The 12,198-nt window shown below is 63.5% G+C and carries 11 protein-coding genes and 2 pseudogenes; 7 read left to right on the top strand and 6 right to left on the bottom strand.

Going from position 1 to position 12,198, the window contains the following annotated elements; genetic code table 11:
• Positions 1-132: 132 nt before the first annotated feature.
• A complete protein-coding gene (locus ACIP5Y_RS39715) occupies positions 133-999 on the top strand; it encodes a hypothetical protein (protein WP_400357986.1) in 867 nt (288 codons plus the stop codon).
• A gap of 63 nt (positions 1,000-1,062) precedes the next feature.
• Positions 1,063-1,857, top strand: a complete 795-nt coding sequence (gene surE, locus ACIP5Y_RS39720; RefSeq protein ID WP_400357987.1) for a 5'/3'-nucleotidase SurE — start codon at positions 1,063-1,065, stop codon at positions 1,855-1,857.
• Positions 1,858-2,121: 264 nt separating this feature from the next.
• On the opposite strand, the gene ACIP5Y_RS39725 is transcribed toward surE, so the two are convergent.
• The 3 genes from ACIP5Y_RS39725 to ACIP5Y_RS39735 all read right to left on the bottom strand — a co-directional run bounded on the left by ACIP5Y_RS39725 (position 2,122) and on the right by ACIP5Y_RS39735 (position 4,399).
• Positions 2,122-2,460: a hypothetical protein gene (locus ACIP5Y_RS39725; RefSeq protein ID WP_400357988.1), complete on the bottom strand. Its 339-nt coding sequence runs from the start codon at positions 2,458-2,460 to the stop codon at positions 2,122-2,124.
• Between the two features lie 9 nt (positions 2,461-2,469).
• On the bottom strand, positions 2,470-2,913 hold the full coding sequence (locus tag ACIP5Y_RS39730) for a VOC family protein (RefSeq protein ID WP_400357990.1): 444 nt from the start codon (positions 2,911-2,913) through the stop codon (positions 2,470-2,472).
• A gap of 184 nt (positions 2,914-3,097) precedes the next feature.
• Positions 3,098-4,399, bottom strand: a complete 1,302-nt coding sequence (locus tag ACIP5Y_RS39735; protein ID WP_400357992.1) for an FAD-dependent monooxygenase — start codon at positions 4,397-4,399, stop codon at positions 3,098-3,100.
• 494 nt (positions 4,400-4,893) lie between these two features.
• On the opposite strand from ACIP5Y_RS39735, the pseudogene ACIP5Y_RS39740 reads away from it, so the two are divergent.
• Positions 4,894-5,700, top strand: a pseudogene (locus ACIP5Y_RS39740) (decaprenyl-phosphate phosphoribosyltransferase); the annotation flags it as partial.
• Positions 5,701-5,715: 15 nt separating this feature from the next.
• Here the strand turns inward: ACIP5Y_RS39740 and ACIP5Y_RS39745 are convergent.
• A protein-coding gene (locus ACIP5Y_RS39745; protein WP_400357994.1) for an IS3 family transposase occupies positions 5,716-6,860 on the bottom strand; the annotation gives its coding sequence in 2 pieces (ribosomal slippage) (positions 5,716-6,581 and positions 6,581-6,860; 1,146 coding nt in all).
• A 70-nt stretch (positions 6,861-6,930) separates the two neighbouring features.
• On the opposite strand from ACIP5Y_RS39745, the pseudogene ACIP5Y_RS39750 reads away from it, so the two are divergent.
• Together ACIP5Y_RS39750 and ACIP5Y_RS39755 are read left to right on the top strand one after the other, a co-directional pair.
• A pseudogene (locus ACIP5Y_RS39750) lies at positions 6,931-7,098 on the top strand (decaprenyl-phosphate phosphoribosyltransferase); the annotation flags it as partial.
• 400 nt (positions 7,099-7,498) lie between these two features.
• A complete protein-coding gene (locus tag ACIP5Y_RS39755; protein ID WP_400357996.1) occupies positions 7,499-8,287 on the top strand; it encodes a MerR family transcriptional regulator in 789 nt (262 codons plus the stop codon).
• A 520-nt stretch (positions 8,288-8,807) separates the two neighbouring features.
• On the opposite strand, the gene ACIP5Y_RS39760 is transcribed toward ACIP5Y_RS39755, so the two are convergent.
• Positions 8,808-9,476 (bottom strand): hypothetical protein, encoded by a 669-nt coding sequence (locus tag ACIP5Y_RS39760; RefSeq protein ID WP_400357998.1) that lies wholly within the window; start codon positions 9,474-9,476, stop codon positions 8,808-8,810.
• A gap of 360 nt (positions 9,477-9,836) precedes the next feature.
• Positions 9,837-10,616 (bottom strand): ATP-grasp domain-containing protein, encoded by a 780-nt coding sequence (locus ACIP5Y_RS39765; RefSeq protein WP_400358000.1) that lies wholly within the window; start codon positions 10,614-10,616, stop codon positions 9,837-9,839.
• Positions 10,617-11,192: 576 nt separating this feature from the next.
• Here ACIP5Y_RS39765 and ACIP5Y_RS39770 point away from each other — a divergent pair.
• Positions 11,193-11,672, top strand: coding sequence for a PPOX class F420-dependent oxidoreductase (locus ACIP5Y_RS39770; protein WP_400358002.1), 480 nt, complete (start codon positions 11,193-11,195; stop codon positions 11,670-11,672).
• Positions 11,673-11,787: 115 nt separating this feature from the next.
• Positions 11,788-12,180 carry a hypothetical protein gene (locus ACIP5Y_RS39775; protein WP_400358004.1) on the top strand — a complete coding sequence of 131 codons (393 nt, stop codon included), beginning with the start codon at positions 11,788-11,790 and terminating at the stop codon, positions 12,178-12,180.
• Positions 12,181-12,198: the final 18 nt, after the last annotated feature.

The following is a 12,198-nucleotide window of genomic DNA, read 5'->3' on the forward strand; positions in this document are numbered from 1 at the left end:
CCGAAGCGACTGGGGGAGGGTTCGGGTGGTTTCGATTCCGGGCAGGGTCGCAGTTCTCTGCGGGCAGTCCGGTGCCTCCTCGGGATTTCACCACCACACCAGGCGATCTGCACGGCTGGCTGGTGACGCATCGTGAAGTGGCCTGCGTCCCTTGTCGCCTTCTGGGATTTCCATCAAGACGCTGCAGAGTTCGCGCCGGCGCTCGGAGGCGCCGATATCGGCCCGCTTCAGGTGTGTGGCGGTGCGCCAAGGAGAATGAGCGCGGGCCCGTTCGGGCATGCCGTCGTCTTCAACGGCCGTGATGATGCCCTCGGTGTCGCTGTCGATCAGATCGGTTCGCTGAACGTCGGTGCCGTGGGGGACAGTGTGTCTGTGCTCGCGTGGATCAAGCGCACGCCCAGCAGTGAGTGTCATTTCGTTGCGGGTATTTGGGTGGAGGACGATCGGGCGCCGAAGCGGCAGTATGGCTTGTTCGTCGATCTGCCTGTCTACGGTGGTGCCGATCGTGTGTGCGGCCATGTCTCGCGTACCGGTGGACCGTCGCCTGGTCTGCCCTTCTCCCGTGACTACTCGGCGTCCGCGCGCACGGTGTCGTTCGACCGCTGGCAGTTGGCAGGTTTCACCTACGACGGCGTTTGTGTCACCTCGTATCTCGATGGCGTCGCCGATACTTATCGGCACTACACCGAGCCGCCCCCACCGCTGGGTCTGGGGCTCGGTTATCCGAAGAACCCGTACCGGATACCTGAGGGCTGTGGCCTGCCCGGCCTCAATGGCGCGCCTGCGGAGTTCACTGTCGGTGCGGTGCAATTGAGCGATGGTCCCGGCAACCACTTCGCGGGTGCGATCGGTGGCCTCGCGGTCTTCGACCGAGCCTTGACCAGCGACCAAATTCGGCTGATAGCAGAGCACAGTCCATGCCCGTCGAGCTACGTCACAGATGTTCGCGCTCGGGGCGCCTGGGGCGAATCCGTTGACGACGCTCATGAGCGCCTCTAGCATCAACAACTGGTTATAACCAGTGAGTCCTCTGGCTGGAGCGGTCGTCGTAGAGGTGGGGTCGTGATTGACATACTGCTGACCAATGACGATGGGTACTCGTCGATCGGCTTCTATCCACTTCTTCGTGAACTCCGGCGGCGATACACCGTCTGCGGCATCGCGCCCGATACCCAGAGGAGCTGGGTCGGTAAATCGCTCACGGCGCACGCGGATATCGAGTTCGAAAAGGTTGCGGTAGAGGGTCTTCCGGTTTTCGCCGTGAACGGAACGCCGGCGGATTGTGTTCAGGTTGGCCTGTTCCACGTTCTGGACCAGAAGCCGATGATGGCGGTCTCGGGAATCAACATCGGAGAGAACGTCGGCCGCAGCTTGATTCTCAGCTCAGGGACGGTCGGGGCAGCCATGGAAGCGGCGATCGATGGAATCAGGTCGGTCGCCTTCTCGCTGTACATCCCTCCCGAATACGAGGAGGAGATCGACTTTTTCGACGCTGAGAACTTTCACATCTTCCAGCGCGCGGCCATGATCGCCTGCAAGATCGTCGATATTCTGATGCGCCCCGGGGTCATTTCCTCCTTCGACCTGATTTCCGTCAACATTCCGTTCGAAGCTGGAACGGACACCGAATACGAGATAACTGTGCCGTTCAAAAATGCGTATGGCCAGGTATTCCACCGGAGCGGGACCGCCTATCGGATGAGGAGTCCGCTGGTCAGTTTCGAAAACGCCGCCGCTGGAACAGATATCCACGCACTCGCACAGGGCAAGGTGTCCGTCAGCCCCATCAGCCTGGACTTGGTAGTTCCGCAAAGCACCATGAGAATCCTGGACGAGCAACTGCGGGAACACTGGTAGGTCAGCCACACGCCGGCGACCGCTGCCGCCGATCGGATGGGGGTGACCGTTTCTGGCACGGACCAGCCAACCCACTCAACTTGGAATGAGCGTGGACTGCCTGCAGCCGAAAGCGCACTGGCTGTTGATCTTTCGAAGACCCGCGCCGACCGTTCGGTCAGTGCGGCATGCGGCGGTGGTGGATGTTCTGAGAGCGAAAACCCTCTTCTTGCAACAGGTGTGGGCCATGGATTATGGCTGAAATGTCCACGAGGCCGGAATCGCTTATGCGGGGAGGGTGTCTCCGGGGAAGCCGTGGCATGGGTGTACCTCGTAGCGCATCATGCCGGCTCGCACGCAGGGGTCTTCGGTCATGATCTTCGTGGCGTCCTCGGCCGGCACGGTCATGATCGCGACGCCGGCTACGGTGTCGGAAGCGACCGGGCATAGGACAGCGATCACCCCATCAGCGCGTAGTGACACCATGCGGCGCTGGTGTTCGAGTTCGATTGCGTCCGCGCCGTCCATGGTGCGTTCCGGCCCCCATTGAAGGAGTGCCAGGCTGTAGGGTTTCGCGGTTGCGGCCAGAGTTCGAATCTGTTCGTCGGTGACTGTCGTGGTCATGATGTCTCCTCATTTCTGGATGTGCTCGGCCAGCGAGACGATGATTCCTTCGGGTCCCCGGACGTAGGCCATCCGCCACACGCCTTCGTATTCGCCGATGCCTCCCACCAGGCCGTAGCCGGCGGCTGCTGCGTGGTCGACCGCGGCCTGCAGGTTCTCTACCTGGAAGGCGACATTGCGCAGGCCCAGTTCGTTGGCCGGTGCGGAGGGCGAACCCGGGAGGTGTTGCGGGCGTGTGAAGCTCGACAGTTCCAGCGTTGTTCCGCCGCCGGGTAGTCGCAGCATGACGATTTCGGTGGCAGCACCGGTCATGCCGATCACGGTGTCGAGGAACTCGCCCTCGATGGCCATCTTCTGATCGGCCTCCAGGCCGAGGCTGACGAAAAACGCTGTCACGGTGTCGAGGTCGGCAACGGTGATGCCGACGTGGTCGAAACGCTGTGCGAAGCCCATCAGATACCTTCCGATTCTTATTGACGAAAGACTGAAGATCAGTCTCCGCTGATCCTGCGCGACGTGTGATTTTTTGCGATCGCCAACTCGAGGGGGCGTACTCACCTCGGCATTTCAGCGCATCGCCGACGCTGAGATGATCTCGGCTCGTTGATCTTCCGCTGCACCGCACGTGGTGTGACGCCTACGGCTTGGCCGACGAGGTGATCGGCGATCCGGCCGGGGCCCCGGCGTCCGGCACCCCCGCGTAGTCGGGCAGCTCGATACCGTTGATCGCGCGCCCGACCAGCTCGATGAACCATTCGCCCGCGAAATCGGGACTCGGCTCGGCGTCCGGCCCGGAGACGTTGCGGCTGCGGGCGTTCAACCGGCCGATCTCCTGGTTGGCCTCGACGAACGAGCGCATCCGCGCCTCGTAGCGGGCGAACCCGGCGTCGGGGTCCCATCCGGCAGCGGCCAGTTCACCGGCCAGCAGGTAGGCGCCGACCAGGGCCAGCCCGGTGCCCTGCCCGGACATCGGCGACGAGCTGAACGCCGCGTCCCCGAGCAGCGCCACCCGTCCACTCGACCAGCGGTCCATCACCACCTGGGCGACCTGGTCGAGGTAGAAGTCCGGGGTGTCGTCCAGGTGCGCGAGGATATCCGGAGTCAACCAGCCCAGGCCCGCCATCCGCTCACGCAGCAGGACCTGCTGGGCCGCGACGTCACGGTAGTCGACGTCGAAGTCGGCCGAGGGGAAGTAGAACATGGCCATCGCCCGGGTGGCGTCCTGGATGGGTCGCAGCAGGGCTGAGCGTCCGGACTCCTGATCCTGGTACTCGAGCAGCCAGCGGTCCAGCTCGAACTCGTTGGGCACACTGTAGAAGGCCAGCACATGCCCGAGGTGGTGCAGGAACCGCTCATGCGGCCCGAAGACCATCGCTCGCAGCGCCGAGTGCAGCCCGTCTGCCCCGACCACCAGGTCGAAGCGCCGCCGGTCGCCGCCCGCGAAGACCACATCGACCCCGTCCGCGTCTTGGGTGAGCTCGGCGATCCGGTCACCGAAGATGTACTCGACGCCGTCGCGGGTGTCGTCGTAGAGCACCTGCGACAGGTCCCCACGCAGAATCTCGATGTCCGCGATGAACCCGTCGCCACCATCGTCGTCGGCACGGAAGGTCTGCAGCACTTGCCCGTCCGCGTCCACGGTGTACGCGCCGGCGGTGTCGGTGCACGCCGCGCGCACCGCCGCGTCCAGCCCCATGCGCCCGATGACCTCCCTGGCCACCCCGCGCGCATCGACCGCCTGCCCTCCGGGCCGCAGCTCGGGCGCCCGCTCCACCACGGTCACCTCGGCCCCCCACCGGCGCAGCCAGTGCGCCAGCGCGGGCCCCGCGATGCTCGCCCCCGCCACCAACACCCTGGGACCGCTCACCCGCGTCCCCCGCTCGCCTGACCGAATCGTGTGCTCCTGGTTGGAGTCGTCGACGCCCATCACTGCCTCCATGTGTTTCCTCCCGCGCTCGCAACGTTCCCGACACAGACCCACCGTGTCGGTGTATCCACCCGTATCGACTGCCGATCCACACAAAATTCATCGGTACGGGCGAGATCATGTCCGCGCTCCTGCGAACACCCTGAAATTGGTGCGGGCTCAGTGCCGATGCCGAGATCAGCTCGGCCCGTAGATCCTCGGGCGCGCCAATGTGGCCGGTTCAAACAGCACGGCATACGGCAATATCGGATGTTTTGCGGGGCAGTCGATCTCGCCTTGCCGATCGCCCGCCCAACGGCCTGTGTGGGCGTAGGGACTGCTGGCTTCGTCATCATTCCAACGAACGGGCGGAGCTTGCCGAAAAATTGACCGAAGACATACGGGTGGGTGTTTGGGAGTATGTCGTGGGCGGTCTTGCGGGTCGACACAATCGCGGGGGCGTCGAAGCGGCAGTCCCAGCCGCGGAAAGAGATTCGTGCACCGCCACGGGAAGCAGTCAGGTTGATATGAGCGAAGAGCCGACCACCATCGAACTCGACGACGCTGTCCTTGCCGGACCGCCCAGGACCCTGGCCGGTGGCCTGGTCAAAGCCGTGCGGCCGCGCCAGTGGGTGAAGAACGTCCTGGTGCTGGCGGCACCGCTGGCCGCGGGCACAACTCCGGGTACCGACACCTTCGCCCTCTCCGACCTCACCCGCGACCTGCATATCGGTATCGCTTTCGTGGTGTTCTGCCTGGCGGCCTCGGGCATCTATCTGGTCAACGACTCGCTCGACGTGGAGGCAGACCGAGCGCATCCGACCAAACGCTTCCGGCCGATCGCCGCCGGTGTCGTGCCGGTGAATCTGGCGTACGCACTGTCGGCGGTGCTACTGGGCGCCTCGATCCTGATCTCATTCGTGGCCGCGTGGCAACTGGCAGCGGTGATGGCGGTTTACATCGGTATCCAGCTCGCCTACTGCTTCGGACTCAAGCATCAAGCGGTGCTCGACGTCTGCATCGTGTCGTCGGGCTTCGTGTTGCGCACGGTCGCCGGTGGTGCGGCGGCGAACATTCATCTGTCGCAATGGTTCCTGTTGATCGCGGCCTCCGGCTCGCTTTTCATGGCTGCGGGCAAGCGCTACGCCGAGTTGAGGATCGCGCTCGACACCGGTGCGAAGATTCGTAAGTCGCTGCAGTACTACACGCCTACCTATCTGCGTTTCGTCTGGACTTTGTCCGGTACTGCGGTCGTGGTCTTCTACGGGCTGTGGGCGTTCGAGGCTGATCACAAGGACAACCCGTGGTTGGGACTGCCCCGAGTTCGGTTGACTCGCGGGTGTGGTGTTTCAGGCCGCGAGCGCGGGCTGGTTTATTGTCTCAAACTCGATCGGTGTGAGTCGGCCGAGTCGGCGTTGGCGGCGGGTGCGGTGGTAGGTCTTCTCGATCCAGACCACGATCGCCAACCGCAGTTCCGCCCGGGTCGCCCAGCGTTGGCGGTCGAGAACATTCTTCTGCAGCAACGCGAAGAACGATTCCATCGCCGCATTGTCGCCACACGCCCCGACCCTGCCCATCGAACCTCGTAACCTGTTGACCGACAACGCATTCACGAACTTCCTGGACCGGAATTGACTGCCCCTGTCCGAGTGCACGACCGTCGCGGCCGGCGAGCGGAACGCGACCGCGTGGCGCAGCGCCGACACCGCCAGCGACGCCTTCATCCGCGAATCGATCGAGTAACCGACGATCCGGTTGGAGAACACGTCCTTGATCGCACACAAATACAGCTTGCCCTCCCCGGTGGCGTGTTCGGTGATGTCGGTCAACCACACGAGATTCGGAGCATCCGCGCTGAAGCGGCGCCCGACGAGGTCGTCGTGGACCGGCGGGCCGGCCTTGCGATTGGACCCGCGTTTCTTGGCGAACACACTCCAGATCCGCTGCTGTGAACATAATCTGGCGACACGGTTCTCCCCTGCGCGCAGGCCGCGGGCGGGCAGTTCGTCGGTGATGAACCGGTAGCCGAACGCCGGATCGTCGGCGTGGATATCGTAGGCGGCGTTGATCAGATGTGCGTTGTCCCAATCACGCTGCGAGACAGGGTGCTTCTTCCATTTATAGAACGCTTGGGTGGTGAATCCGAGCACCCGGCAGGTCACCGCGACGGGAATACCGTCCGCGGCCAGATCGAGGACCAGCGGGTAACTCATTTTGGGTTCACATCGCGCGAGAAATAGGCGACCGCGCGGCGCATGACCTCGGCTTCTTGTTCCAGTTGCCGGATTCGCTTGCGGGCCTCGCGCAACTCGGTCGACTCATCACCGGTGGTGCCGGTGCGGTGACCGTCGTCGATGTCGGCCTGTTTCACCCAGTTCTTCACACAGCTCTGCGAGATCCCGAAATCCTTCGCGATCTGGGTCAACGGAATCTCGCCCTTGCGGGCGACCGCGACCACGTCGCGACGGAACTCCTCGGGATAAGGCTTGGGCATGATGCTGATCCTTCCACCGCGAGGACGCATCCTCACAGGTCAGGAGTCAACCAAACCGGGGGCAGTCCCGTTCGCGATCTCGATGATTCCCTTCACGATCTGCGTCCTGCGTTACGCGGTCGACGTCGATGGCGGCGAGGCCGGTGAACCCGAAGAGATCGTGTTGGGCGACCGCACTTTACAGCTGTTAGCCGTGGCGTGTCTCGCAGCAGTCGGTGTGGCTGTCTATCTCACGTGAGCAGACACACGCGCCACCAACCTCACCATGATCGGACCCTCAGGTCTGGCTCTACACCGACGACCTGAAATCGGCTTGCGAACGTTCGGCCGGCGCCAGATGGATGCTGCCGGTCGATCTTCCGAGGCACCGCATCGGCCGGCTCGGTCAGCGCGGTCCGCGGCAGTTGAGTGCGTTTCCTGCGGGCAGGTTTGTGCCAGATCTCGGTGTGTTGCTGCACGGTGGCTCTGGCTCGCGTGAGATTCGGGACTGTCGGTCATCGCGACCTACTGGGGGCGGCGTTGTCGGTGGCGGCGGATACGTTCTGCGGCAATGGCGGATGTTCGCTGGGGCTTGTACGCCAGAGATTGTTTGCGGTCGATCTGGAGTTGACATTGACGCGACGTCAATCGGCAGGCTGATGGGTGTGAACGCACAGGAGTGGTCGATCCAGGACCTGGCCAAGGCCGCCGGAACCACCAGCCGCACGTTGCGCCACTACGGGCAGTTGGGGCTGCTGGTCCCGCATCGGACCGGAGCCAACGGGATGCGGTACTACGACTCGGGTGCGCTGGTCCGGTTGCAGCGGATTTTGCTGTTGAGGGAACTCGGGCTCGGTCTTCCGGCGATTGCGGAGGTGCTGGCCGCCGATGGCATGGACATGGCGACGACGGTCGATGCATTGCGGGTTCATTTGGACCTGTTGCGTGGGGAGCGCGATCGCATCGATCGGCAGATCTCCTCGGTCTCCACGACTGTGCTCAAACTCGAGAAAGGACAACCACTCATGCCTGCAGAGTCTTTCGATGGTTTCGACCACACCGAGTACAAGGACGAGGTCATCCAACGTTGGGGCAAGGACGCCTACGAGTCCAGCGACCGTTGGTGGCGGTCGAAGACCGATGTGGAAAAGAAGGACTTCCAGCAGACCGCCCTCGATATCGCCGCTGATTACGGCCGCGCCCATGCTACGGGTCTGGCCGTCGACAGCTCTGAGGTCCAGGCCATCGTCGCCCGCCACGCGGAATGGGTGCGGGAAGGGTGGCAGGGCCGTTCCTGGGGCGGTAAGCCGTTCGAAGAGGCCTTCGCCCACCTCGGTGAGATGTATGTTTCCGACGAGCGTTTCCGGGCCGGTTACGACCTCCACGGTGCTGGTACAACGGAATTCGCCCGCGACGCCATGGCCGTCTATGGAAGAGCGCATCGCTAGCCTCAGTGCCGCACGTCCTCGGCGGTCCGCGATGACCATCGCGGACCGTCACGACATCCTCAATTCGGCAATGTCGTGCGTTCGGCCGTCCTCGGATCGGCAGTCCCAGTTGATCTTCCAGACCCAGGGCTGGCCGGTTCGGTCAGCGCGGTCCGCAGGCAGGTGCGGATGTTGCTGAGATCGACTGCTGCCCAGCGGTTGCGATGACCGCTCGTGGTGACCGGGAGCTTGCTCTCCGAGTTGGTTGCTTCGTGAACCGTGGGTAGGTGCTCCAGTACCAGGAGGCGCGCGGCCTGGTAGTCCGGCTGATCTCTGCCGATCATCAACGGATGAGCAAGGTCTCGATCGGAAGACATCCTGAATTCGGCAATGTGGTCCGTTCGGTCGGCCTCAGATGGGCACGACCAGTTGATCTTCCGCCCTGCCGCGCTGGCCGGTTAGGTCAGCGCGGTCCGCGGCATGACGGGATGCCTAGCTGATTCTGTTCCTTCGCCGCAGAAGGAAGAACCAGGGGAACCGCTCAACCGATCGTCTGACCGACCACCAGCCCTGGACCCAGGACTCGCACCACGGCATCCGCGACCGCCGGGCACGGATAGCCGCCCTCGCCGAGCTTGTAGCCGACCGACACGAACGCCTGCACCGGATGCACCGGGCCGTTGCCCGGAGCAGCGAGCGTATCGGCGGACAACGGCCGGTGCTGCGGGCGGGCAAGCGCGAAACAAGTCAACTGGATTCGACTGTCCTCGCTCCAGAAGTGGTTCAGCACTTCGGGATTGTCGAAATCGAGCTGGTCGAAGACGATAGCGATGTCCTCTTGCCCGTACGGAGCGGCGGAAAGTGCGGGCGCGATATCCGCCGGGTCGGTCCCGGTAGCCAGCACCCGGCCCACCTCCAATGCCTTCCCCCACGGCGGCACTTGTTTCTCCTCCCATTCGCTGAGTTCGGTAGTGTCGGTGGCGCGCTCGCCGCCGACGGCCAGTGAACCTTCTTGGATGCTCCATCGGATATCGCCGAGAATCCCGACATAGGGCAGTTCGGCATTGGCAGAGAGGTTTCCGGCGACCAGCGTCCAGGGCGCGCACGCCACATGATAACGAATCATGCTCGCCGCCAACTCGGCGAAGTCCGCCACCTCCGGCAGATATGCCTCGTAGGGGGCGAGAAATTGATCCGTCCAGATACCCATCCACAAGACCATGCCAGGCGCCGGCCGCATCGGTGAAACCTGACGTCGTTCATCGGTGAATCTCGACGGCGGTCAGAGCGAGCCGGATGCCGAATCGGCGAACACTGACGCCATGATCGGGAACGCCAAGCTGATGGCAGCCGACCCGGCGCGGCCTCTCGACTTCGCGAACTACGCCAATCTCACGTTCGTCAGTGAGGGCCCACCCGTCGCTCACGCGGTGGCCGTGGGAGATAGCCGACCCGAATGCGGCACTGACGTCAGGGTGCTTCCTCACGGATTCCCGTGGTCAGACGCGATCCCTGAGTGGTGAGTGCGCTGTACGGAATGCGTTGCTCTGCGTCCGGTCTGAACAGGAAGTCACGACTCTTCGCGCTGGCGGGCGAGGGCTTCGGCTTCCATCGCGGCGATGAAGTCGGTGACGTTGGAGCCATAGATACCCCAGCTGTTCACGCCGCCGAGTTCGACGAGGCGGAGTACGCCGTCGGGGCCGACGCCGACATCGACGGTGACCATGGTGCAGCCGTGAGCGAGTAGTCGCGCCGCCGTAGTCTCCGCGAAGCCACGTACGTGATCGGGGACGGGGAGGTACGGCTCGATTGGATAGGAGCTTCCGCAGACGAAGCGGCCGTCGCGGCAGAAGCATCGGTACTCGCGCTCGAAGGTCACTACCTCGGACACGACGACGAGCTCGTCCCGGTACTGGTCGTAAATTTGGAGCCAGCCATCCAGCTCCGCGATCGCATGAACGCCTGCGGGGAACAGCTTGTAGTTCGTATCGCTGCGGATGAAGACCTGATCACTGTCGAACATTCGCCGCAGCGGCAGACCAGGAACCGCCGAGAATGGCACGAAAAGGGCTGTGCGTCCGAGTAGGTCGTACACGTGTCGGTAGTAGAACGAGCAGCGCAGCATCGCATAGTCATCGAAAACCGCTTCTCCGAGCTGCGGCACGCGGAGGAGGCTCCTCATCGTCGGCATCGTCCCGTACCCGACGATCGGGCGGCCCTCTTGGACAACGGGCCAGCGCCCCATCATCGCATCACGCGGTTCGACAATCAGGGCGTCGTCGAGCGCGGCCGCGACGACCTCGGAGCCCGGGAATTCCTCGTGGAGATCGATGATCCATTGCGGTCGCATGCCGCGATGCTATTCGCCGAGCGAGACACCTCCGGGCTACGTCCCTTCGTGACATCGCTCGGAGGTGAACACCCCGCGGCATGCGGGGTGTCCTCAGATCGTGCGTCCGGCTTAGCATTCGGCGTGACGGTCTGGGAAGCAAGGAAGAGTCGGCTCTGACTGAACGGGCTCACGGTGAAGTCACCGGGCGGTGTGATCTTTGTATTGTGGGTGTGGTGGGAGTGCGAGGTCGGTCGCTGTGGTTTCTGGGTCTGGTTGCGGCACTTTCGATTCCGTTCTATTGGCTCGGTGCAGTTACTGGCGCGTTCCGTGTCGGTTCTATGGTGCTGCCGCTGTCGCTGACGTCGGCTGTGCCTGCAGGGCTCGTACTTTTCGTTGTTGTTCGCCGGATTGAGTTCATCGGGTCGAGACCGACGATCGCTGCGTCACTGACATCGCTGCGCAGATCGTTACGCTCAGTGGATGGCTGCCGGAATCGTCAGCACGGTAAGTGGTCATCCATATTCGACCAGGGGACCGCACAACCTACGTATCGTGGTTCCTGGCCACGACGTGCGGTGCCGGAGGGTGGTAGTCATGGGCATCTTGGCGAGGTTCGGTAGCGGGATGAATGTGGTGTACAACCGGTTGCGGGATCGGCGTGCGTTCTCGATCACCGAATCGACCGCGACGGCAGGGGATTTCGAAGGTTTGCGTGGTCATCGGCATGCGGTGCTGGTGACGTTCCGGCGCAGCGGTGAGCCGGTGCCGTCGCCGGTCTGGTTCGGGATCGATGGTGAAGGGCTCGTGTACGTCTTCACCGAGCGGCAGTCGGGGAAGGTCAAGCGGATTCGGAACAATCCGCATGCGTTGATTGCGCCCTGCAATGTGCGGGGGAAGCCGCTCGGTCCGGCGGTGCGGGCCACGGCGCGTGTGCTCGATGAATCCGACCGGCCGCGCGCTGAGCAGGCTCGCAACTCGATATACCGGCTGTGGCCTCAACTCTATGATCGGGTCTTCTTCGGTGGTGTGCCGGAGGACACGGTGTACCTGGAGTTCAGTCCGCGGCCTTCCTGACTGCGGCGGCCTCGAATTCGAGTCGAAGTGGAAGAGCGCCTGAGTATTCTGAGACTTTGGCGACGGCGTCCGGGACGCCCGGGCGACCGCCCACCTCGATCGGAAGGGGCTGTCGATGCCCGCCCTGCCCTGGTCCGCCGGAGTCTACAAACCCGCTGACGGACACCAGTTACACGTTCTGACCACCAATCTGCCATTGACCCGATACCGAGATATCCCTCGGTTCCTGCGCTGGACCATGAAGATCCGTACCCAGTTGAAGTCCGTCCCGGGCTGCGCCGGATTCACCATGGATGCGAAGCCTCTCATCAAGACCTTCTGGACGCTGTCCGCCTGGTCCGACGAGCAGGCCATGGAGAAGTTCGTGCGCAGCGGCGCGCACGCGGAGATGTTGAAGGACATGGCCGGTCGCCTCGGCAATCCCCACTTCGCCGACTCCACGGCAACTTCCGCCGACATTCCACTCTCGTGGGCCGATGCCCGCGCCCGTATCAAACGAGCCCCCTGACCTCCAGAGACGGTCAGC

This window comes from Nocardia sp. NPDC088792 (assembly GCF_044750615.1).
In the GTDB taxonomy this organism is placed as follows: domain Bacteria; phylum Actinomycetota; class Actinomycetes; order Mycobacteriales; family Mycobacteriaceae; genus Nocardia.